Annotated in this window: 19 protein-coding genes; 13 read left to right on the top strand and 6 right to left on the bottom strand. The window is 65.6% G+C overall.

Going from position 1 to position 22,791, the window contains the following annotated elements; translation table 11 throughout:
• Nucleotide 1 precedes the first annotated feature (1 nt).
• A complete protein-coding gene (locus VGQ44_01285) occupies nucleotides 2–1,099 on the bottom strand; it encodes an alpha/beta fold hydrolase (GenBank protein HEV8445413.1) in 1,098 nt (365 codons plus the stop codon).
• A gap of 251 nt (nucleotides 1,100–1,350) precedes the next feature.
• Here VGQ44_01285 and VGQ44_01290 point away from each other — a divergent pair, with 251 nt between their 5' ends.
• Nucleotides 1,351–4,854: an ankyrin repeat domain-containing protein gene (locus VGQ44_01290; GenBank protein HEV8445414.1), complete on the top strand. Its 3,504-nt coding sequence runs from the start codon at nucleotides 1,351–1,353 to the stop codon at nucleotides 4,852–4,854.
• A gap of 37 nt (nucleotides 4,855–4,891) precedes the next feature.
• Here VGQ44_01290 and VGQ44_01295 read toward each other — a convergent pair whose 3' ends face one another.
• Nucleotides 4,892–7,318 (bottom strand): protein kinase, encoded by a 2,427-nt coding sequence (locus VGQ44_01295; protein HEV8445415.1) that lies wholly within the window; start codon nucleotides 7,316–7,318, stop codon nucleotides 4,892–4,894.
• A gap of 148 nt (nucleotides 7,319–7,466) precedes the next feature.
• Here VGQ44_01295 and VGQ44_01300 point away from each other — a divergent pair, with 148 nt between their 5' ends.
• Nucleotides 7,467–7,796: a hypothetical protein gene (locus VGQ44_01300; GenBank protein ID HEV8445416.1), complete on the top strand. Its 330-nt coding sequence runs from the start codon at nucleotides 7,467–7,469 to the stop codon at nucleotides 7,794–7,796.
• 12 nt (nucleotides 7,797–7,808) lie between these two features.
• Here VGQ44_01300 and VGQ44_01305 read toward each other — a convergent pair whose 3' ends face one another.
• Nucleotides 7,809–10,217 carry an ABC transporter permease gene (locus VGQ44_01305; GenBank protein HEV8445417.1) on the bottom strand — a complete coding sequence of 803 codons (2,409 nt, stop codon included), beginning with the start codon at nucleotides 10,215–10,217 and terminating at the stop codon, nucleotides 7,809–7,811.
• A gap of 333 nt (nucleotides 10,218–10,550) precedes the next feature.
• On the opposite strand from VGQ44_01305, the gene VGQ44_01310 reads away from it, so the two are divergent.
• From VGQ44_01310 to VGQ44_01320, 3 genes are all read left to right on the top strand, one after another.
• On the top strand, nucleotides 10,551–11,228 hold the full coding sequence (locus tag VGQ44_01310) for an OmpA family protein (protein HEV8445418.1): 678 nt from the start codon (nucleotides 10,551–10,553) through the stop codon (nucleotides 11,226–11,228).
• A gap of 470 nt (nucleotides 11,229–11,698) precedes the next feature.
• Nucleotides 11,699–12,031 carry a PadR family transcriptional regulator gene (locus VGQ44_01315; protein HEV8445419.1) on the top strand — a complete coding sequence of 111 codons (333 nt, stop codon included), beginning with the start codon at nucleotides 11,699–11,701 and terminating at the stop codon, nucleotides 12,029–12,031.
• A gap of 24 nt (nucleotides 12,032–12,055) precedes the next feature.
• The gene (locus VGQ44_01320; protein HEV8445420.1) at nucleotides 12,056–14,704 is read left to right on the top strand and encodes an ABC transporter permease; all 2,649 of its coding nucleotides are present in this window, start codon (nucleotides 12,056–12,058) and stop codon (nucleotides 14,702–14,704) included.
• 2 nt (nucleotides 14,705–14,706) lie between these two features.
• On the opposite strand, the gene VGQ44_01325 is transcribed toward VGQ44_01320, so the two are convergent.
• On the bottom strand, nucleotides 14,707–15,474 hold the full coding sequence (locus VGQ44_01325) for a rhomboid family intramembrane serine protease (protein ID HEV8445421.1): 768 nt from the start codon (nucleotides 15,472–15,474) through the stop codon (nucleotides 14,707–14,709).
• A gap of 145 nt (nucleotides 15,475–15,619) precedes the next feature.
• Here VGQ44_01325 and VGQ44_01330 point away from each other — a divergent pair, with 145 nt between their 5' ends.
• Together VGQ44_01330 and VGQ44_01335 are read left to right on the top strand one after the other, a co-directional pair.
• The gene (locus tag VGQ44_01330; protein HEV8445422.1) at nucleotides 15,620–16,900 is read left to right on the top strand and encodes an aminotransferase class I/II-fold pyridoxal phosphate-dependent enzyme; all 1,281 of its coding nucleotides are present in this window, start codon (nucleotides 15,620–15,622) and stop codon (nucleotides 16,898–16,900) included.
• A 10-nt stretch (nucleotides 16,901–16,910) separates the two neighbouring features.
• Nucleotides 16,911–17,510, top strand: coding sequence for a ferric reductase-like transmembrane domain-containing protein (locus tag VGQ44_01335; protein ID HEV8445423.1), 600 nt, complete (start codon nucleotides 16,911–16,913; stop codon nucleotides 17,508–17,510).
• Between the two features lie 8 nt (nucleotides 17,511–17,518).
• Here the strand turns inward: VGQ44_01335 and VGQ44_01340 are convergent, their stop codons facing one another.
• Nucleotides 17,519–18,430 (bottom strand): DUF1259 domain-containing protein, encoded by a 912-nt coding sequence (locus VGQ44_01340; protein HEV8445424.1) that lies wholly within the window; start codon nucleotides 18,428–18,430, stop codon nucleotides 17,519–17,521.
• Between the two features lie 258 nt (nucleotides 18,431–18,688).
• Between VGQ44_01340 and VGQ44_01345 the strand changes: the two genes are divergently transcribed.
• The 3 genes from VGQ44_01345 (at nucleotide 18,689) to VGQ44_01355 (ending at nucleotide 20,292) form a co-directional block, all read left to right on the top strand.
• Nucleotides 18,689–19,450 (top strand): chromate resistance protein ChrB domain-containing protein, encoded by a 762-nt coding sequence (locus tag VGQ44_01345; protein HEV8445425.1) that lies wholly within the window; start codon nucleotides 18,689–18,691, stop codon nucleotides 19,448–19,450.
• A complete protein-coding gene (locus VGQ44_01350; protein ID HEV8445426.1) occupies nucleotides 19,447–19,914 on the top strand; it encodes a chromate resistance protein ChrB domain-containing protein in 468 nt (155 codons plus the stop codon). Before VGQ44_01345 ends, VGQ44_01350 begins: the two co-directional genes overlap by 4 nt.
• Nucleotides 19,915–19,986: 72 nt before the next feature.
• Nucleotides 19,987–20,292: a hypothetical protein gene (locus tag VGQ44_01355; GenBank protein ID HEV8445427.1), complete on the top strand. Its 306-nt coding sequence runs from the start codon at nucleotides 19,987–19,989 to the stop codon at nucleotides 20,290–20,292.
• 265 nt (nucleotides 20,293–20,557) lie between these two features.
• On the opposite strand, the gene VGQ44_01360 is transcribed toward VGQ44_01355, so the two are convergent.
• Nucleotides 20,558–20,758 carry a hypothetical protein gene (locus VGQ44_01360; protein ID HEV8445428.1) on the bottom strand — a complete coding sequence of 67 codons (201 nt, stop codon included), beginning with the start codon at nucleotides 20,756–20,758 and terminating at the stop codon, nucleotides 20,558–20,560.
• 72 nt (nucleotides 20,759–20,830) lie between these two features.
• Here VGQ44_01360 and VGQ44_01365 point away from each other — a divergent pair, with 72 nt between their 5' ends.
• The 3 genes from VGQ44_01365 (at nucleotide 20,831) to VGQ44_01375 (ending at nucleotide 22,660) form a co-directional block, all read left to right on the top strand.
• Complete coding sequence (locus VGQ44_01365) at nucleotides 20,831–21,646, top strand: chlorite dismutase family protein (GenBank protein HEV8445429.1); 816 nt, start codon at nucleotides 20,831–20,833, stop codon at nucleotides 21,644–21,646.
• Nucleotides 21,647–21,834: 188 nt separating this feature from the next.
• Nucleotides 21,835–22,260, top strand: coding sequence for a hypothetical protein (locus tag VGQ44_01370; protein HEV8445430.1), 426 nt, complete (start codon nucleotides 21,835–21,837; stop codon nucleotides 22,258–22,260).
• A 55-nt stretch (nucleotides 22,261–22,315) separates the two neighbouring features.
• Nucleotides 22,316–22,660, top strand: a complete 345-nt coding sequence (locus VGQ44_01375) for a hypothetical protein (GenBank protein ID HEV8445431.1) — start codon at nucleotides 22,316–22,318, stop codon at nucleotides 22,658–22,660.
• Nucleotides 22,661–22,791: the final 131 nt, after the last annotated feature.

A 22,791-nucleotide genomic window follows, 5' to 3' on the forward strand; every position in this document is an offset into this window, starting at 1 on the left:
CTCAGGGGCCGCCGAGGAATTTGCCGATCGTCGTGTTGAGGAAGTCGCGATCCGCCGGGCTTGCCCCGGCACCGGCGGGATGCCCCCACAACGACGGAATCGGAGTGAACTGGACCTTCGCGATGAACTGCTGCTCGTAGCGAGCGTCGGTCAACGGGAAATACAGGTCCGTTTCCGAGGGCATGTACAACAGCGGCACCTTGATCGACCGGAGCGCGCGCTCCACGTCGCCGTTGAACCCGGGTGTCGTTCCCACGTCGTGCCGCTGCCACGTGCGCGCCTGAAGAATCACGTCGTTCGCGTCGGCGCTCGAAAGAAAATCGGTCCGAAACGTGTTCACGTACTGGTCGAACGTCGTGCCTGGTTTCGCGACAGTTTTCCAAAGCTCGCGCCGCCACCACTCCTGCGAATAGAGCCATCCGGCCCACACCATACCGAAGGCCTCCATGCCCTTCTTCGGCGGCGTGGTGTAGTCGCCATTGTTGAACGTCGGATCGGTGGTGAGCGCGGCGATCTGGCCCTCGAGACGCACGACGCCATGCCCGTACGCCTTTGCCGTGCCCGACGTTGCGACGATCCGATCGGCGAAATCGGGATAGCTCACCGCCCACTGAAACGCCTGCTCGGCGCCCATCGAAAAACCGATGACCGCGCGGAGATGCGTGATCTTGAGATCGTCCACCAGCAGCCGGTGGACCGCTTCGACGTTGTCGCGAATGGTCGTCACCGGAAACCGCGGCCCGTGGTACGGCTCCGGCGTGTTGCTCGGCGACGACGAGTGTCCGTTGCCGAAGAGCTCCGTGGCGACGAGGAACATCGTCGCCGTATCGAGGGCACGCCCGGGCCCGATGAGCCATTCGTAGCCGTGGTGGGTCGCCATGTAATGCGACGGGAGCAGGATCGCGTTGTCGTGCGCGGCGTTCAGGTGGCCATAAGTGCCGTACACCACGATCGCTTTCGGCAGCACCACGCCGCTTTCCGTCTTGAAGTTGTCGATCACGAACTGATGATGCTCGGCGTGGTCGATACGCTGCTGCGCGTATGACGCCTGGGCGGCTGTCAACCCGGCGGCGACGATGACGACTGATCGATATCTCACGAGACGCTCTGTGCGGTAGGGAGTCGCCCGGCTCGGCCATGAGAGCCGACGCGACGAATCTACCACCGCTCCAACAGCGACGTCGCGATTGACACGGTTGCTCGATCGCGGCAGTCTTCGGTCAGCGCGCGCTGGGGCGCCTCCTGTCCGCGGCAAGGGAGCAATCCCACCCAACTGGTTCGTTCGCTCATCGCTCGAACCTTCTTCCGGCCTGTACTCAGCGGACTTCAGGCGTCTACGGGAGGAGGATCATGTCCAGGCGTATTGCGCCCACGGACTCCCTCGAGAGCCTCAAGAGGGAGGCGAAGCGCTGGCTCAGGGCGCTTCGTGACGACGTCGACGACGCACGCGCGCGACTTGCGAACGCGTTGCCCAACGTCTCGACCACTCCAACGCTGCGCACCATCCAGCACGCGCTTGCGCGCGAGCTCGGATTTCCGGGTTGGACCGCGCTCAAAGAACATTTCGCCGGCGTCGGCCCACCCGATGCCGTCACCGACGAGCTGGTCGCCCGGTTCCTCGACAACGCATGTCCGGACCATCACGTGCGCGGCGGGCCGGACCATGTGCGGGCCCGCGGTACCGCGCTGCGTCTGCTCGCGCGGTACCCCGAGATCGCGCATGCAAGTTTCTATACGAAGGTGGTCTGCGGCGACCTCGCGGGGGTCCGGCGTGACTTGGACCAGCGGCCGGAGCTCGCGCGCCTGCGCGACGTGCCGGAGGGAACGCGGCGCAGCGGGGCGGGGCGCAGCCGCGACCTTCTGCTGAAGGACTGGGGCCCGAAAGGTTGGACGCCGCTTCTCTATCTGTGCTTCACACGCCTGCCGCTCGCCACCGTCGACGAAAACGCGGTGGCAATCGCCCGCGCGCTGCTCGACAACGGCGCGGACCCGAACGAGTACTTCATGGCGGGCGACAGCCGCTACACGCCGCTCGTCGGTGCGATCGGAGAAGGCGAGGAGGACCGCCCGCCGCACTCGAGACGCGACGAGCTCGTGCGCCTGCTCATGGACCACGGCGCCGAGTTCGCGTCGTCGCCCGGCAACTACAACGGACAGGTCGTCTACAACATCCATTTTCACGGAAACGTGTTGTGGTACCTGAAGCTGATGCACGAGTACTCCCTTCGGCGCGGCCGCGCCGCCGATTGGGACGATCCCGAGTGGATGATGCTCGCGCAGGGCGGATATGGCTCCGGCGCGCGCTGGCATCTGTGGATCGCCGAGAAGAACGACGATCTCGAGCTGGCGGCGTGGTGCCTTTCGCACGGAGCGAATCCCAACGCCGCGCCGGCCGCGGCCAAGACGCTTCCGCAAGGCACTCTGTACGAGGAAGCCGTGCGCCGCGGTCAGACCGAGATGGCCGAGCTCCTCGTGCGCTACGGCGCGCCGCGCACCGAGGTGCGTCTCTCGCCCGTCGAGGCGCTCGTGGCGGCGGCGATGCGGTTGGATCGGGAGGCGGTTCGCGCTCAGCTCGACCGAGCTCCGGAGTTGCGTCGCGCACCCGAACCACTCGCCGCGGCCGCGACGCGAAACCGCGCCGACGTCGCGGTGCTCCTCCTCGACCTCGGCGTGTCGCCCGACGTCGAGAACAAAGAAAAAGAGCGCGCGCTGCACCACGCCGCGTACGCGAACTCGCTCGACGTGGCGCGTCTGCTGATCGCGCGCGGCGCCGAGATCGACCCGGTCGAATCCAACTGGAGCAACACGCCGCTGGGCGCCGCCGTGTACTCGCAGCACCAGGAGATGATCGATCTCTTGAGCAGGTACAGTCGCGACGTCTGGGAGTTGACCTACGCCGGCAAGACCGAACGGCTTCGCGAGCTGTTGGCCGAGGATCCCGATCGGGCCCGGGCGCCGGGCGGCGGCCACACACCGCTGATGTGGCTTCCGCCGGACGACGAGTCGCGCGCGACGGCCATCGCGACGCTGCTGATCGCGAACGGCGCCGATCCGTCACCTGCCAACGAAGACGGCATGACCGCCGCGGACAGAGCCGAGCGTCTCGGGATGTTCGAGCTTGCGGCGATGCTGCGGCGCGCGTCGACTCCGCCGGCTCGATCCGCCGTCGAACGCTGGCATCGCATGGCCGCCAATCTCCTCGACGCCTATCGCACCGGCGCGCCCGAGGCGATGGAGCGGCATTGGGCCGACACGTGGCATCGTCGGTCGTGGGAGGCGATGCGGCGGTACGTGCAGCTCGACCTCGGACGGCCGCCCGTCGTCGAAGGCGCCGACGTTCCGATAACGCTCGACGACGCGCGCTGGCTCATCGCGCGCGACAATGGATTCACGACGTGGATCGGGCTGATCGAGTACACGATCGATCACGCCGCCGACTCCCATCCAAAAGCGGCCGCGCCCTTCCACGTACTCTCGAAGCCCAACGAAGAGCTGCCGCCGCCGCTCGAACGGACCCGCGATTGGGACGTCGCCATCGCGACGGTCAAGAGCCGCGGATTGCCCGGGCTCGACGCGAACGGCCAGATGACCGACGATGTTCTCGAGCGCGTCTCGCGCCTCGAGCACGTCACCGTTCTCAAACTCGGCGGGTCGAAACAGCTCACCGACGCCGGCGTCGCGCATCTCGCGCGCATGAGCGAGTTGCGCGAGCTCGACCTCGGCGGGTGTCCGATCACCGATCACGCGATGGAGGTGATCTCGAAACTTCCGAATCTCGAGAAGGTCGGCTTGTGGCGAACGGCCGTGACCGACGCGGGCGCCAAGCAACTCGCGAAGAACGAGCGGCTCGAGCGCGTCGACCTCGCGTGGACGCCGACGGGTGACGGCGCGCTTCGCGCGCTCGCCGGCAAGGAGACGCTCACGCATTTCAGAAGCGGCGATCACGTGACCGACGAAGGGATTCGCGCCCTTCACGAATATCCCGTGTTCAAGACGTGGCAGGACGGTGAGGTCGTCCTCGGGCTGACGTCGGCCGACGCGGCGCCGAACATGCTCTTTCTCCGCGGAACCTTCACGGATCGCGGTCTCGCCTCCCTGGCCGGTTTGGACGGACTCTTTGGTCTGAATGTCGACGACAGCCATCTCGCCATCACGTCAGCCGGGCTCGAACCGCTCGTGTCGTTGCCGAATCTCGGATTCCTGGCCTTCGATGCGAAAGACGACTCCATGTCGTACATCGCTCGCATGCCGCGGCTGCGCTTTCTCATGTGCCAAGACACCGACGCGGGAGACGACGGCTTCGTCGCGCTGAGCCGGTCGCGGTCAATCGAGTATATCTGGGGCCGCCGCTGTCACAACCTGCGTTCGCGCGGCTTTTCCGCGTTGGCCGACATTCCGACACTTCGGTCGCTGTCGGTGAGTTGCAAGAACGTCGACGACGCCGGGCTCTCCGCGCTGCCGCGGTTCCCGGCGCTCCGCGAGCTCATGCCGATGGACGTGCCGGACGACGGCTATCGCCACATCGGGCGTTGCACGGAGCTCGAGTCGTTGGTCCTCATGTACTGCCGCGACACGGGTGACACGGCGACGTCGCACATCACCAATCTTCCACATCTCAAGAAGTATTTCGCGAGCTACACGCGCGCGACGGATCTCACGCCGCGATACCTCTCGGAGATCGAGTCACTCGAGTCGATCGATCTGGCCGCGATTCCTGGAATTACCAATGTGGGAGTCGGAGCGCTGACGAGACTTCCGAAGCTCCGCGAGCTGCACCTCGGAGGGATGCAAAACGTCGACCTGACGGCCCTCCCGGCGTTTCGAGAAGGCGTGAAGATCGACGCAAGAGGCTGACGGTTGGCAGCCGTTGTGCCCTTCGGCGCTCAGATGTTCAGCTGGGCGGGACCCTGCATGCTTGCGGTGATGTGAATTTCCGCTCGTCGAGTCCCACGCGGCGAACGAGCGCCGCGAATCGAGGACTCGAGCGCAACGGATCGTATTGGAAAGAGCACAGCGACATATACGAGGGCCAGATCCCGCGGAGGGCCGTCGAGCGCTCGAGGCCGTCGAGCGCTCGCGCGGTATCCTTGATCCCGAGGTAGGCGTACGCGATGACGATCTCGCTCGAACCCGTTCTGGGACGTGCCTCCAACTCGCGAGCCATGGCCAACGCTGAATCGCGCATGCCCGCTTGGCCCAGCACGAAAGCGAGGTTGGCCGACATCGGCGGAGCGAATGCTCGAAAATGGCGTTCTCGCCGGATCGCCTCGTCGTAGCGCTTCGCCGCGGCGTATGCCAGCGCGGACAGTTCGATCGAGGGCACCAGAGTCGAATCGATCTCGTACGTCGCCTTGCCCTGCGCGATCGCCTCGTCGACGCGACCCAACAGAAGCTGGGCGTCAATCATCCATGCGGGCGCGACGCCGGACACCGGGTCGAGCTGTTGCGCGGTGCGCAGCTGCGTGAGCGCATCCTGGGGCCGGCCGACCGAGATGAGATATCTCGCGTACTGGGTGTGGGCCGAGGCGTCCGTCGGATCGAGAGCGAGCGCCCGCCGAAATTCGTCGCCGGCGGCATCCCACTCCCACGCGTGCGCGTGCATCATGGCGAGCGCCACGTGAGCCTGAGATTGCGTGCTGTCGAGCGCGAGTGCGCGCCTGGCCGCCGCCTCGACGCGCGGGCGGAGATCTGCCGCTGCGGCGCCGTTGTAGTAGGGCAGGTATTCGAGGGTCTCGGCCAAGCCCGCGTAGGCGCGCGCATAGCTTGAATCCCCGTCGATCGCCTTCTGAAAAAGGTTCACTGCTTCGGCCACCGATCGGCGCGTCAGCACGAAAAAGCGGGCGCGCATGTAGGCGTTGTGTGCCTCCGCGTTGGAAGTCCCTTGGCTGCCGCCGGCCTGCGACACCGCCGCGACGCTCCCGCCGGTCGCCAGGTTCGATCCGAGTCGCGACGCGAGTCCGGCCTTGATCGACTTGATCACCGCGTCTTCGAGCGCGAAGACATTGTGTGCATCGCCTGTCTTCGTGTCCTCCCAGACCTCCTTCTTGTCGCCCGACCGCGTCACCTGTGTCGCGACGCGAATGCTGTCACCCTCGCGGCGAACGGTGCCCTGTACGATGTAGCCCGCGCCGAGAGCGTGGCCAACCTGTTGGACGTCGACGTCGCGAATGCCCTTGTACCGGTAGGCGGACGACCGAGCGGCAATCTGAATCCCCGACACCTTGCCGAGCGCCGTCGCCACTTCGTCCGTCAAACCATCGGCGAAGTATTCCTGCGCCGAGTCGCCGCCGATGTTCGTGAACGGAAGGACGGCCAGCGTTTGCGCCGAGCCCGCGTCGTTCGTAGTCCCGCGCATGCGGGAAGCCGCAAATGCCGCGATGGCGATCAAGGCAAGCGCGCCGCCCGCCCCAGCGGCCACGATTGAGCGACGCCCGATCTTCGGCACGCTTGCGCTGACCGGAGCCGCGGGCGTCGTCGTGACATCCTCGAGGCGCAACACAAGCTCCGCGCCGGACTGCGGCCGATTGGCGGGGTCTTTTTCCAAACATTGCGCGACGAGGCTCGCGAGACCCCGAGGCGTGTCGCCGCGCCGCGCGTTCACCGCCGGCGCCGGCTCGGCAAAGTGCGCCGTCATCATCTGGTGCATCGGCCGGCCGTGAAACGGCGTCTCGCCGGCGAGCAGCTCGTACGCCAAACAACCGAACGCGTACACGTCGGCGCGATGATCGAGGTTCGGATCGCCGGCCGCCTGCTCTGGCGCCATGTAGGCCGGGGTACCCACTCCCGATCCCACTTGAGTGATCGTCGTGTCGTGCGCTCCGGTACGTGCCGCGGTGAGCGCTTTGGCGATCCCGAAATCCGTGACGACGGCCGCGCCTCCCGACAGGAGCACGTTGTCAGGCTTGATGTCGCGGTGCACGACGCCGCGCTCGTGCGCGTAGGCCAGCGCGCGTGCGACGTCCCGAAGGACGCTCAGTGCTTCGGGGATCGCGAGCGAGCCGACCTTGTTGAGCCGGTCGCGCAGCGACAGGCCGGCGACGAACGGCATCGTGTAGTAGGGAAGCCCCGATGATTCTCCGGCGGAGAGCAAGGGAACGATGTTCGCCTGCTGCAACGAAGCAGCGACGCGGATTTCGCGCGCAAAGCGGCTCGCCGACACGCCGGCAGCCAACTCTGGCGAGATCACCTTGATCACGACGGCGCGATCGAGGGCCGTTTCGGTCGCCAGGAAGACGCGCGACATGCCGCCGCGCGTCAGCTCCCGCTGCACGGTGTACGCGCCCCCCAATGCGGCCTGCAGCTGCTCCTGAAGTTCCATCGCCCCCGTCGGACGAGAGGACAGCCGTGAAGCTACGAAGGGCACCCGAAGCTCGCGAGCACGAATGGCGGCTTCCCGCGTTTGGCGCCTTTGAGCGTTCCGCTACGCAATGCAAACGAGGGAGAGTCCGCGAACTCAGGGAGCCAGCGTGGCCGAGACGCCGCCAGTGGGGAGAAGACGCAATCCGTTCAGCGCGATCGATTCACTCGCCGTCGGGGCAGCCCTGAAAGCTGCCGGCTCTTACGACCCTGACGTCCTGTATGCGGCCAAGCAGCGACTACTGGCACCCTATCGGGACCTGCGTCGCCTGGCGGTCCTCGGGATTCTGCTCGGCTGCGCCCTCATCTTCATCGTCGCCATGATCGTTCTGGGCGTCCTCGCACTTGTGAGTTCGGTGCTTCTCTGGCGCTTTCAGGCGCGGCAGGTCGCGAGTATCGAAGCGGGATACGCGCAGTATCTCGCCTCGGCGAAGTCGTGACCTGCCGGACGTTCATTCCGAGCGAAGGGCGATGATCGGGTCGACGCGTGCGGCTCGCCGTGCCGGCGCCAGCGACGCCGCGATGGCGACGCCGGCGAGCGTGAGCGCGACGCCCACGTAGACCAGCGGGTCGAGCGCCGTGACGCCGAACAGCAGCGCGCGCATCGGGCGAGTCGCCAGCGCCGCCAGTACGACGCCAAGAGCGATTCCGGCCGACGACATTCGCAGGCCCTCGCCGAGCACCATCGCCGTGAGACGTGATTCAACCGCGCCGAGAGCGGAGCGAATCCCCAGCTCTCGAGTGCGTCGTCGCACGCTGTAGGCGATGACCCCGTAAATCCCGACCGCGCCGAGGAACAGGCCAAGTCCGGCAAAGCCGGCGAGCAGACGGGCGATCGTGCGGCGCGTGACCGACGACGTCGAGGCGATCTCCTCGAGCGAACGCACCTGCGCGATTGGCACCGTTTGGTCGAGCGAGCGAACGGCGGCGCGCACCCGTGCCATGGCGCCGAGCGGATTGCCTCGCGTTCGGATCACGTAGTGCATGAAGACGAGCGGTTGTTGGGCGTTCGGCCGATACGCTTCCGCCGGAGCCGGTGAGTCGGCTGACTGCGAGCGCACGTCGCCGACGATGCCGACGATGGTCGCCCACTCGCCGCGCGAGCCGTTGCCGAGCTTGATCCGCTCGCCGATAGGGTCGCGCCCGGGCCAATAGCGCCGCGCCATCGCTGCGTTCACGACGACCACCGCTGGGCCGTTGCGCGTGTCGGCCGGCAGGAAAAGACGCCCGCGCACGAGTGGAATCCGCATGGCGCCGAAGTAGTCGCCGATCACCGATCGCCAAATGACGCGCGGATGCGCCGACGTCGGGGCGATCGGCTGACCCTCGATTTCAAGATCGGCCAACCAATTGAACCCGCTCAGCGGCAGATGTTGGGCTGCACCGACCCGTTCGACGTCCGGGAGCGCCGCGATGCGGCGCGCGAGCTCGTCGAAATAGTTCGTTGCGTCGGCTGCTCGCACCTGCCCGCTCGAGGGCTGAATCAGCATGGTGGCGACGCGACTGGGGTCGAATCCAAGATCCACGCGTCCGAGTCGCCACAGTGACACCACCATGAGCGACGCTGCCACGACGAGCACCGTGGCGAGCGAAACTTGCACCACGACCAATGTCTGTCGGATTCGCGCGGCGCGATTACCGCCCGCGTCCAGAGCGCTGGCCCGAAGTACGCCGTCCGGATCGACGCCCGACGCGACGAGCGCGGGCCCGATGCCGAACGTGATGCCGGCGATCACCGTGGCGATGGCCGTCGCGGCGGCGACGACGAGGTCTAGGTGAATCTCGCCCATGCGCGGCAGCGAGGTGGCGAGAAATGTCCGCAACGCCTGTGTGCCCACGACGCCAACCGTTGCCCCGATGACGCCGCCGGCAACGGCGAGCACCACGCTCTGCACCAACAATTGGCGCACGATCGCCGATTTCGCCGCGCCGAGCGCGCGGCGCACCGCCATCTCGCGGCGCCGGCCTGCCGCGTGGGCGAGGAGCAGATTCCCGACGTTGACGACGGCGATCAAGCCGAGAATCGCCACGGCGGCGTACAACACCAAGATCGTGCGCCGGACGCCGCCGACGAGGCTCTCGTGCAAGTCGACCACCGTGGCGCCGCGCGCATAGTCGTCAGTGTAGTTGAACGCGACGCGCATCCGCGGCGCCAACGTCGCGAACTCACGCGTCGCCTGCGACGTCGTGGCACCTCGGCGCAGCCTGCCGAAACCCAACGCGGTCGCGCCCGTGTAGAACGGCGACGCTGGGTCGATCTGCAGCGGGAGCCACGCGTCGACGCTCGCTTGAAACATCTCGAAATTTGCCGGCATCACGCCGACGATTCGGACCGGCTGGCCATCCATGTCGACGACCCGGCCCAACACCGCGCTGTCACCGCCGAACTGCGAGAGCCAGAGGGCGTGGCTCAACACGGCGACGTTCCATCGGCCACTCGACGATTCCTCCGACGCGAATCCTCGCCCGAGCAACGGGCGAACGCCCAGCACGTCGAAGAAGTTCGTCGACACGCGCGCGGCGTCGAGTTGTCGCGGTTCGCCAGCGCCGGTCATCGCGATTCCCCACCCAGGGCTGAACGCGGCCACCGACTCGAACGCCTTCGCTTGCCGCTGCATGTACAGCAACTCAGCGTTCGAGATGGTGCGCGTCGGCCAGATCGCGGCGAGACGCTCGGGCTGCGCGTACGGCAAAGGGCGGAGCAAGACGCTTCGCACGACGCTGAACATCGCGGCATTCGCGCCGATGCCGAGTGCGAACGTGGCCAACGCGACGACGGTGATCGTCCGGTCCTTGCGAGCTTGGCGCAGCGCGACGGTCAGGTCACGGCGAAACGACTGCCAGAGCTGGCGGCTTTGCATCCATTCTCGGCCGATGGAGGGAAGGCGGGTGGATCGCGGCGAGCGTCGCGGCGCTCGCGGTCGGCCCTTTGGACATCGTTTGCGGTGCGAGGGTTGGGTTTTTTGTGACGGGCGCCACACATCCGCGCCTCTCGCGCGCGTGGGGTGAGGAAGATCACCGAGTTTGCGTGGCGCCAATGCCTTGCGCGGTGCAACGCTTTATTCTAAGAATGCTAAACGCTGGACGGACATGGTTTTCGGCTGTGACCGTGGTCACCAATGTAGTGCCCGGTTCTTGCGAATTGCCGTCTGCGAGTCACCCGTTTGCCAACAATACCACAGGAGATCGTGCAGATGCGCCTTCACACCGGACTTGCTTGGGTCGGAACTATCGCCTTGTTGAGCGGTTGCGCCACGACCGGCGCCCTCAAGCGCGCCCAGCAGCAGAACGCCGACGCCCTCGCTCAGGCATCGGCTCAGCAGAAAGCCGCGCTCGACGCTGAAGCGTCGCAGCGTGCGTCGACGGACAGCGCCCTTCGCCAGCAGCTCGGGCTCGTGCAGGGGGACGTGCAGCAGCTGAAGACCGACCTGCAGTCGATGCGCAATGATTTCAACGCCAAGATCACGGCGATGCAAGACGGTTTGCACTTCGACATGCCGGTGAACTTCGCGTTCAACGACGCGACCATTCGTTCGGACGACCAGCCGTCGCTGACGCGCTTCGCCCACGTCGTACAGCAGTACTATCCGAATTCGAAAGTGACCGTCGAGGGCTTCGCGGATCCCGCGGGCTCCGTCCGCTACAACCTCGTTCTTTCGGAGCGTCGCGCGAAGGCCGTCGCTGACTACCTCGCTTCGCAGGGCATGTCCCCCGCGCTGATCGAGACCGTCGGCTATGGCAAGACCCGCCTCGTCACGCCGAAGGCGTGGGGCGACCAGCCGGGCGCCGAGCTCAATCGCCGCGCCGTGTTCGTGATCGAGACCAAGGGTCAGGCGAGCGTCGCGCTCGCGAACCCCGCCGGGACGCCGTAACTAGCGCCCGCACTCTAATTGGCGAACGGTAAACGGCCCGCCGGTGCATCGCACCGGCGGGCCGTCTCGCGTTGCTCGGGCGGCGTAACAGCAACTATCCACCGCAGAGACGCAGAGGTCGCAGAGGGGCGCAGAGGACAGCCGTAACGAGTGGCTCAGTCGCGCAACGAGCCATGTTTTTGGTGGACTGTCGCCCCGGGAGCAACGTCCTCACGAGGGCCTCAAAAGGCGAACGCACGGAGTCCCAGAGCGGCTTCCCAAAAAAATCCCGGCTCGTTGCGAGCGGAGCCTATTCGCCCGGGCACTCCTCTGCGCGCCTCCGCGTCCTCTGCGTCTCTGCGGCGGAGCAGTTCCGTCAGCCCGCGAAACGGGGTCTCGATCCATCAACAGAGCCTGCCCGCCACGCTCCTGTTGAATTCCGACAGTACCGCGCGTATCCTCTGTAGAAACCCGACAGAAGAGATCCGACGGTGGCGGCCGACCAATCTGACGTGCTTCGCGGCACGCTCGACCTGCTCATCCTCAAGACGCTGAACCTCGAGCCCATGCACGGGTGGGGCATCAGCGCGCGAATCCAGCAGTTCTCGCGCGGAGTGCTCGACGTCAACCAGGGCTCGCTCTATCCGGCCCTCCAACGGCTCGAGCAGCGCGGATGGATCGACAGCGAGTGGCGCACGACCGAGAACAACCGGCGCGCCAAGTATTACCGGCTCACGTCGTCCGGGCGCCGAGCGGTCGGGTCCGAAACCGACAACTGGCGACGCTATGTGGGCGCGGTCGAGCTGATCCTCAAATCGTCCTGACGATATCGCTGACGCCACCCATAGATGAGCTTCTTTCACGCACTCCGCGCTCGCCTTCGCGCGACCCGTCAGTCGGCGGCTGACCGATCCCTCGCCGACGAGATCCGATTCCACATCGAGCTCGAGACCGAGAAGAACATCAAGCTCGGGATGAGCCCGGACGAAGCGCGCCGACGTGCGCTTGCGCACTTCGGCGGCGTGCAGCGCGTGCGCGAAGAGCACCGTGATGTGCGCCCCCTGCGCTGGCTCGAGGACGCAGCGTCCGATTCGCGCTTCGCCTTGCGCGCGCTCCGCCGGACGCCCGCCCTCGGCCTCGCCGCCGTCGTCACGTTGGCGTTGGGGATCGGCGCCAACGTCGCGATCTTTTCAGCCGTGAACGCCGTGGTGCTGCAGCCACTGCCGTTTCCCGACCCGGATCGCCTCATGATGATCACCGAGGAGAATCCGGAAAAGCATTGGCACCTCCAGGATGCCGCGCCGGCCAACGTGCTCGACTGGCGCGCGGGCGTTCCCGCGTTTCAGGACGTCACGGCGTACTCGGCCTTCCTGGCCACCTCGACGCTCACCGGCCGGGGCGATCCGCAGCCGATGCAGGTCGTGTACGCGATGGGGAATTTCTTTTCAGTCATGGGTGCGCACGCGGAGCTCGGCCGCACCTTCACCGACGATGAAACCTGGCGCCCCGCGGCGGTTGCCGTTCTCAGCGATCGCAGTTGGCGCACGCGCTTCGGTGGCGACTCGTCGATCATCGGAAAGTCGCTCACCTTGGACGGACGCGACTACCAGGTCGTCGGTGTCATGCCCCCGACATTCGCGTTTCCATACGACAATGCGGATATGTGGCGGTCCATCGCGTGGGATCCCCAGTCGCGCGGTGCGGACCCTTTCCGCCGGGCGCATTGGGTCCGAGCAGTCGCACGGCTCAAGCCGGGCGTCTCAGTCGAATCGGCCGACGCGCAGCTGCAAAGCGTCGTCGCGCGGCTGAAACGCGATTACCCGGCGACGAACAAGTACATGGGCGCGCTGATTCTGCCGTTGCAAACTTTTCTTGTCGGCGACACGCGACTCCCGCTGCTGCTCTTACTGACGTCCGTCGCCTTTTTGCTGCTCATTGCCTGCGCGAACGTCGGCAACCTCCTGCTCGTGCAAGCCGCGGGCAGGGAGCGCGAAGCGGCCCTGCGTCTCGCACTCGGCGCCGGACGAGGGCGGCTCGTTCGCCAGGCGCTCGCCGAGAGCTTGATGTTGTCCCTCGTCGGCGGCGTCGTTGGATTGCTCCTCGGTTGGGCTGGTACACGCGCGCTCGTGCGGCTTCAGCCGGACGGAATGCTGCGCGTGCACGAATTCGGCATCGATGGCGCGGTGCTCGGCTACGTGTTGGCGATCACCGTCGTGAGTGGTCTGATCTTCGGCGTCGCTCCGGCCCTATGGATGCGACGCCGCAATCCCGCCGACTCGCTCAAGGACGGCGGGCGTGGCGCGGGGCAGGGAGTGCGCGCGAAGCGCTGGGGCGAAGCGCTCGTCGTCGGCGAAGTGGCACTCGCATTGTTGATGACGGCCGCCGCTGGGCTCATCGTGAGAAGCTTCTGGCAAATCCGCAACGTCGATCCGGGCTTTGATTCGAACGGCGTGCTCACCGCGCAGATTTCACTCAACCGTTCATACGACACCGTCACGAAGGTCCAGGCGTTCATGTCGCAGCTCGAGATTCGTGCTCGCGCCATTCCAGGCGTCACGAACGCAGCGCTCGCGACCGGCATTCCGTTCATGGGCCCCGCCTACACGAGCGACTTCATCGCCTACGGCCGCGCCGCCAACGACTACGGGACGGAGATCGCCCACCGGACGCTCACCGCCTCGTACTTCAAGACGATGAAAGGTCGCCTGGTCAGCGGGCGCATGTTCGACGAGACCGATCGCGTCGGCAGTGCTCCGGTGGTCTTGATCAACGAAGCGCTGGCCAGGTCGTATTTCCGCGGACAGAACCCGGTTGGCCAGCGCATGGCGCTCGAGAAAGCGCCGACGGACAAGTCGACCTGGTACACCATCATCGGCGTCGTGGCCAACGAGCACGTCGACGCGCTCGACGTCGCGCCTCGAATCGAAGTGTTCAACGCCGCGTCGCAGGAGCCGCCCTATTCGACCTTCGTGCTGCTTCGTACCGACGGCAACCCGACGAACCTGACAGCGTCGTTGCGCGGCGTGGTGCACGACCTCGATCCCTCACTCGCGCTGGTCGACGCGAAGCCGATGGACGATCTCCGAGTAGCTTCGCTTGCGCGGATCCGCTTTCTCACGACGATGCTGCTCGCGTTCGCCCTCGTCGGGCTCGTGCTCGCCGTGGTCGGCGTCTACGGAGTGCTCTCGCACATCACGCGCAGTCGCACGCGCGAAATGGGCATTCGAGTGGCGCTCGGCGCACAGATGTCGGAAGTGCGGTGGCTCGTCGTAAGGCGCGGCCTGGGGCTGGCGGTTGCCGGCCTGGCGGTCGGACTCGTCGTGGCCGTCTTTTCGACTCGGCTCATGACGAAGCTCCTGTTCAACGTCGCGCCGAACGATCCGCTGACGCTCATTGGCGTCTCGTTGATCCTCGTCGTGACGAGCCTCGTGGCGGCGTCGCTTCCCGCGCGGCGTGCCGCGCGCGTCGATCCCGCGATCGCTCTCCGCGCCGACTGAGGCTACGTCGGTGGAGGGACCCGGTCATCCGGCGGCACGAAGTTGGACAAGAAGAGCCGCTCCTCGGCGGTCAGGCTGTTGAGACCCTTAGCGCTGATCTTGTCGAGAATGCGGTTCACTTCGTCGCGGTTGACTTCATGCACGGATTTGGGGTCGACGCGCTTCCAGTTGATCAGCTGGTCCTTGGCGACAGTCGGCTTGGCCTTCGCTCGAAAGCGTTTGGCGCCGAGGCTCATGTCGAACCACTTCACGTAGAGCCAACCGGCCACGAAGCCGCCAAGGTGCGCGAAGTCGGCGACGCCGGTGCGCGATCCCTGAACGCCGCTGTACAGCGCCAGGAGGGCCATGAGGATCACGGCCACCCGGGCCGTGAGCGGCAAGACGCCGAAGATGTAGATCTGCACATCCGGCCAGAAATGCGCGAACGCGATCATCACGCCGAACACCGCGCCGGACGCGCCGACGATCCCAACTCTCGGCGCGAAGATCGCCGACAACAGGGCGCCCGCGATCCCGCTCAAGAAGTAAAGGGTCAGAAATCGGCGGGCGCCGAGCCGCTCTTCGACCCGCGGGCCGAAGAAGTACAGCGAGATCATGTTGAACAGAATGTGCATGACCCCCTGGTGCACGAACATGTACGTGATGACGGTCCAGGGGTACTGGAGGAACTCCGCCGGAACAAACGCCAGATGGCGTCCGACGCCGCCGACGTACTCCAGGAAGAAGACAATGATGTTCGCAACGATGAGTCGAAGGACCCACGGCGTCACCGCGTACGCTCCTGCGAAGGGAAGGCGAGGAAAACAGAAAGTTACATCGTATCGGCTTCGGTCGAGGACTTCCCTATTTTGCGGCTCGCCCTCAGCTTCATGACAGAAGTTCCTAGACCCTAACACCGCCGGCGGCGCTATCCAGATGCCTTCTCGCGTCTCCACTCTCGCCCAAACCCTGCGTGGGTCGGCGATCCTCCGCATTGCGGGCGAAGTCCGCGAACTGGTCAAACAAGGGCGGCCGATCCTCGACCTCACGGTCGGCGACTTCAACTCCAAACAGTTCCCGATTCCGCGCGAGCTCGAGGACGGCGTCGTCGACGCGCTGCGCGCCGGCGAATCGACCTACCCGCCCTCGATCGGGCTCGAGTCCCTCCGCCAAGCCGTACGGGCCTTCTATAAGAAGCGCCTCGGTCTCGACTTCCCGCTGGAGTCCGTGCTCATCACGTCCGGCGCGCGCCCGGCGATCTATGCGGTCTATCGCGCGCTCGTCGACGCCGGCGACAAGGTCGTGTTCGGGGTGCCGCAGTGGAACAACGACTACTACTGCACGATCGTCGGCGCCGAGCCGGTCATGATCGAGTGCGACGCCGGCACGCGGTTCCTGCCGACGGCGAAGATGCTGCGCCCGGTGGTCCGCGGCGCGCGATTGCTGGCCCTCAACTCGCCCCTCAACCCGACCGGCACGCTGTACGACGCCGCGACGCTCTCCGACGTCTGCGACCTCGTGCTCGAGGAAAATGCGCGCCGCGGCGATCGCGAACGTCCTCTCTACGTGATGTACGACGCGGTCTACTGGATGCTCACCACGCAGGGGTTCGAGCACGTCGACCCGGTCTCCCTGCGACCCGAGATCGCGCCGTACGTCGTTACCGTCGACGCGATCTCCAAGGCGTTCGCGTCCACCGGACTGCGTGTGGGTTGGGCGATCGCGTCGCCGGACATCATTCGTCCGATGAACGACATCATCGGCCACGTCGGCGCGTGGGCGCCGCGCCCCGAGCAGGTCGCAACCGCCAAGTTCCTCGGCAATGACGCAGCCGTGGACCGGTTCATCGACACCATGCGGACCGACGTGACGGCCCGCCTCGATGCCGTCTACAACGGAATGGTCGCCATGCGCGACGACGGGTTGCCGGTGGATTGCGTGCGGCCGCAGGGCGCGATCTACGTGAGCGCGCGCTTCGCGCTGCACGGCATGCAGACGCCCGAGGGAACCGTTCTCCACACCGACGACGACGTGCGCCAGTACTTGCTGCGCGCCGCCGGATTCGCCGGCGTGCCGTTCAACGCCTTCGGTGCACAGGGCGACCACGGCTGGTTCCGGTTGTCGATCGGCGTGGTCTCGGTCGAGCAAATCGAGGGAATCTTCCCGAGCTTGCGCCGCGCGATAGAAGCGCTGGCAGTGCCCGCCGCGGCCCACTAATCGCCCCGGCATGGACGCGAAGGACTTCACGACCTACCTCGGGTTGGCCGCGGTCTATCTGTTGAGCTTCAACGTGTTGTTGGGCCTCCTCATGGGGGCCCGCTACAACACGTGGAAGCGCTGGCCGCACCGCCGCATGAACGTTCTCAAACTGCACAACTGGACGGCCTACGTCGGGCTTGGCCTGTCGGTGTTGCACCCGATTCCGCTGCTCTTTATTGAAAAGCCGCGCTTCCGCTTGTTCGATGTTCTATGGCCCGTGCAATCTCCCGAGCAGCCGACGATCAACATGCTCGGCGCGATCGCGCTGTATCTGCTCGCGTTCACCGTCGTGACGTCGATTTACCGTGCCGAGATCGGACGCCAGCGATGGAAGCCGCTGCACTATTTGACGTACGTGTTCGCGACACTCCTCATCATCCACGGCGTGTTCACCGACCAGAATCTCGACAACTCCAACGTCGACATCTGGGACGGAGAGAAGGTCGGGATCATGGCGTGCGGCGCGGTGATTCTCGTCGCGACCGCGTTCCGATTCCGCTGGACGTCGCGACATCCGAAGTACCATCCGCCGGAGACCGCCCGAGTGCCGGTAAGCGAGCCCGGCTAATTCGGCGCTCAGGGCTTCGACTTCGTCTGGTCGAGCGCTTCGCGAAGGCCGCGCGCCAACTTGAGCGCGTCGTCGTTCGCCCAAAAATGCATGAAGTAGAGCTGGGGGTCCGAGTCGATCAGGTGGCTGTGGAGCGCGGTCGCATCGATTCCGTTTTTCTTGAACGCCCGAATCACCGGGTTCACCTCGCTCCCGCGCAGCACGAAATCGCCGGTGATCGCCGCCTTGCCGGCGCCGGTCGGCTGAAAGTTGATCGCCGTCGCCACTCCCATCGACGGCGGCAGCGAGTGTCCCATCTCCATGATCGTCTCGCTGCGCGGCACGCTGACCTGATAGACGTTTCCGTTGAGCCGTCCCGACACGCCCAGCGCCTTCGCGATTGCCCCCGTGTCCAACTCGGCCGCGGGTGCGCCGCCCGGCGGCGCGGCCCCGATCGGTGTCGCGCTCTTCGCCAGCGCGGCATGAACGGCGGCGGCAATCTTCGCCGGATCACCCTCGGCCATTACATGCATGTAGGTGATGTGCGGCGACTCACTAAGCAGGTGGTTGTGTACCGCGGTCTGCTCGATGCCTTCGGCCTGCAGCGCGGCCATCACGGGTCCGACTTCGTTGTCGAGCAACACGAGGTCGCCCATCGCCAGCGCCTTGCCGGGTCCCGTGGGCAAGAATGCGACCCAGCTGCCGAGCGCCAACGCCGGCTTGAGCGTCACGTCGCCGATGCGAACCGTGAGGTCGCTACGCGGAAAATTGAAGCGCATCACATCGGCCGGCTGCGGAACACCTTTGCGTCCGAACGCGCTCTCGGCGCCCGACCACTGATTCGACGGCTGCTGCGCGGAGACGGTCGGCGCGACGACGATTCCCATGCTCAGAACGGCGGCGAGTGCGCGCGTGATCCGGCTGCTCGTTGAAATGCTCATGATATCCTCGGGCGATTTGCGTTCACGTGGGGCTCACGGCAATCGAACGCAGGGCATCCGCGAACCGGTCCACCTCATCCCGCGTCGTGTATAGATAGCAAGACGCGCGCACGGCATTCAGTCGCCCGCTCGGCGGATAAGTCCGGGGTGGGTTGCATTTGCGTCTCGCGGTGATTCAATTGAATCAATGAAGCTTCTAACGTATCTTCGCGCTCGCGACGCCGCCAGCGGCGGCCGCGCTCCCTCACCACGTGTCGAATGAGGGACACATCCGCATGGCTTCTCTTTCTTCACCAGCTGCCGCCAAAGCCGGACTACATGCGCGTCAAGGTGCGCCGGCGCCTCAAGGGGCTCGGCGCCGCGCTGGTCAAGAACACCGTCTACGTCCTGCCCAACACCGACGAGGCGCTGGAGGATTTTCAGTGGCTGCGCGAGGAAATCGTTGCCCAGGGCGGCACGGCGATCATCGCCGAGGCGTCGTTCGTCGAGGGCATTTCAGATGAGGAGCTCCACGCCATGATCGAGAGCGCTGGCTCCGGGCCCGCCGACGCCGACGCGGCCGACTCGACCGAGACGATCGAGCCCGGTCGCACCTGGGTCACACGGCAAGGCGTGTTCGTCGATCGGATCGCGAGTGCCTGGCTGATTCGCCGGTCGATCGACCCGAAGGCACGGTTCAAATTCGTGTCGCCGCGCGGCTACAAGCCCCTCGCGAACGAAGTGCGATTCGACATGGTCGGTGCGGAATACACGCACGTCGGCGAAGACTGCACGTACCAGACGTTGCTCCGCCGCTTCGGCCTCGACGAACCCGGGCTCTTTGCCATCGGCGAGGTCGTGCACGACATCGACTGCAAGGACGAGAAGTTCGCGCGTCCGGAAACGCCTGGCGTGCTCGGCGTACTCCGTGGCATCGCCGACGGCACGACGACCGACGAGGAGCGTCTCGAGCGCGGCTTCAGGGTTTTCGAAGATCTCTATCTCTTCTACTCGTCACGCCGGCGAGGAGGTGCTACATGAAGTGGGTCACTCGAGAACGGCCCAAGATCGATCGCGTGGCATGTCCGTGGCTCATCGCGCGATTCATCGACGAGGATCCGGAGTTCTTGTTCGTGCCGCCCGCGCAAGTGCGCGCGGTCGCCGAGACGACGGGCGCCATCCCGTTCGACGTCGAAGGAGTCGAGCTGACGCACGACGGTCCGCTGTGCAGCTTCGACGCGCTGCTGGCGAAGTACCGGCTCGAGTCCGACCCAGCGCTTCGGGACCTGGCCGTCATCGTTCGCGGCGCGGACACGGCGAGGCTCGATCTGGCGCCTCAGTGCGCCGGCGTCCTGGCGATTTCATTGGGGCTTTCCCGCTTGTTCAGGGAAGACCATGAACAGATTCGCCACGGATTCGTGATGTACGACGCTCTGTTGGCCTGGTTGCGCGAGGCCAGAGCCGAGACCCACACCTGGAATCCCCAACGAGCGTCGGTTTCTTAGCAAAAAGTACATTTGCGGCGGCACTGAGCGTGCATAACAATTGTGACTCGTGCTCAGACCTGGGGATACCGAGTGCTCCCAAAGTTCTCGATCGGCGGCGGCGACGAAGAGCAGCGCTTCGTTCGCCGCTTTACCGACGCGAAGGGCCTGGAGTGGGAGGTCTACTCCGTCGTGAATCCTCCCGCCGAAAACGATGGCGGCGGCATTCCGGCGACGTTCTTGTGTTTCGAGCGGGGCGTCGATCGCCGGCGGCTAGCGCCGATTCCGGACGACTGGAAGGAGTGCGACGCGGACGTGTTGAGGCGGTATCTCGAGAAAGCCCGTGGCGTGCATCGGTCCTTCGCGAGCCCGGATCAGTTTCGAGAGCGAAGGCGGTAGGGGCCCGAATACCGAGACGGCCGGACGCCGAAACTGCCGAACACCGAAACTGCCGAAGGCCGAAACTGCCGAAAACCGAAACGGCGAAACTGCCGAAAACCGAGACGGAAACCGAGACGGCCGAAATCCGAGACTGACGAAATCCGAGACTGACGGAAACCGAGACGGCCGAAATCCGAGTTAAGTCGCTGCGGCGCTGAAGGGCGCAGCAAGGCGCGGGTGGTGGCCCGAGGGTCGGATCCCCGAAAAGCAAAAAGCGCCGCGTTTAGCTCGCGGCGCTCAGCAGTTTCGAAATCCGATCTCGGACGGCCCGACCCTCGGCGCGCGTCATCGTCAGCGGCCCTCCGCGGCGCGTCTGGCGGGCGGCGTCGGCTGCCGAGAGCAGCAGTGCCCGCAACTGACGCCGACGCTTGTCGGCGCCCAGCACCCGGACTGTTTGGTCGCGTCCCTCGATTCGATCCGTCATGCTATCCTCGAAGGCAAATGGAATGCCGATCTTGAGTATCGGGGGACTCTAGTTTTGGCTTAACTTTCGTTCATGTCGTTACAGTCAGGCACGGCGGTCCAGCCTCCTGAGACCCTAGAGGGCTGGTACGCACTGCATCAGGTTTTTACGCATGACGCGGGCGCGCACGTTTCAGACGGCGACGCCCGAGGCGATTCGACACGGACTCTGCCCGCCGTCTCGCGAGCGGATCATGGCTGGAGTGCCTACGCGCGCCTCATCGGCAGCAAGCACGACCTGCTCGCCGTTCACCTTCGGGAATCCCTCGATGACATCGGGGAAGTCGGCAGACAGACCAAGTGTTGGGCAACCGACCACGGTCTCACGCTCGATTACACCTTCCTGAGCGTGACCGAGGCCGGGCTCTATCACCTCACGGCGCAGCTTGCCCGCGAGGCGGCCCAGCGTGCCGCCGATGGTGCTCCGGCCGACGCGGCCGACGCGGCGAAGCAGCTGGCGGCTCGGGTCGCACAGGAGCGCGAGAACCCGCACGTCACTCGGCGTCTCTATCCGGCGATCCCGCCGGATATGCCCTATGTCTGCTTCTACCCGATGACCAAGCGCCGCGAGTCCGGGCAGAACTGGTACATGCTCACGCTGGACGAGCGCAGCCGCCTAATGCAGGCTCACGGCCAAACCGGCCGCCGCTATGCGGGACGCATCCTTCAGATCATCACCGGCGCGATCGGATTCGACGCGTGGGAGTGGGGCGTCACGCTCTTCGCCAAGGACCCGCTCGACTTCAAGAAGCTCGTCACCGACATGCGGTTTGACGAGGTCAGCGCGAAGTACGCGGAATTCGGCGAATTTTTCGTGGGGAAGTTGGTCGCGGCGACTGAATTGGGATGACGGTGGGCGGGTGGAGGGTGGACGGGTGGACGGTGGACGGGTGGACGGGTGGACGGCAGACTGCTGAGGCCTCAGCTCTGAGAACTCGGTAGTTCCCGGTCCACCCGTCCACCTGTCCACCCCTTCAGAAACCAACCCCGCCACCTCCTCGTACGGTCTTCCGTCCAACATCCCGAGGCCAGACGACAATGTGGTCGGCGATCAAGTGGCTGTTGCTGCGCATCGCGGCAATTCGCTGGGTCTTCAAGCTCGGCTGGCTCGGCGTGCTGATTCCGATCGCGTTCGTGCTCAAGGCGATCGGGTTGCCGCTGCTGCTCATCCTGCTCGTTCTCGCGCTGCCCGTTCTGCTGATGTTCTTCGTGTTCGGGCTGCCGGTTTTCCTCGTGGTGATGGCCGGCGGTGCGTTCATGGGGCTCGTGAGCTTCGTGCTGACGCTCAGCTTCGCGGTGCTCAAGATCGCGATCTTCATCGTCCTCCCGATCTGGCTTGTGTTCGCCATCGCGCCGCGCATCGCCCGCTGGTTCAGGGGCGGCAACGGCGGAGACTCGAAACCCAACGCGTCGCCGCCGAATCCGCCGCCGACCGCTAGCGGCAACGACTTCGAACCCGAGTAGGGTTCACCGGTCCACCGGTCCACCGGTCCACCGCGGTTCTTCAGGAGCAGTCACCATGTTCGGCTTCGTTCGCGCGTTGTTCTTCGGAGCGCTCGCGCTCGTCGTCCTGGTTCCGATCGGAATTCTGCTCGCCGTCATCGGCCTGCCCGTCATCGCCGTTCTGGGCATCGTCGCGCTCCCGATCCTGCTCGTCCTCTTTCTCATCGGGCTGCCGTTTCTCATTCTCTTCGCCGTCGTGCTCGGGCTCCTTGGCGCCGTGTTCGGCGTGCTGATGGCTTTCATGTCGCTGGGATTCGTCGTGCTGAAGGTCGCGCTGCTCGTTTTGATTCCGCTGCTGATCATCGGCTTCGTCATTCGCCTCGTCATGGGTCGGTCGGAGCCCTATCGGCTGAAAGTTTGACCGATCACAGGCGCAAAAAATCCTTAGCCTGAAATAACAAGTCGTAAAAGACGGCGTCGAGCTTGGCTCCACGCTACGCCGCCGTCGTTTCGCGCGACTCTCGGTCTCCAATCTGCAATTGTAGTGGCCGA

The organism is Gemmatimonadaceae bacterium (assembly GCA_036003045.1).
Taxonomy (GTDB): Bacteria; Gemmatimonadota; Gemmatimonadetes; order Gemmatimonadales; family Gemmatimonadaceae; genus JAQBQB01.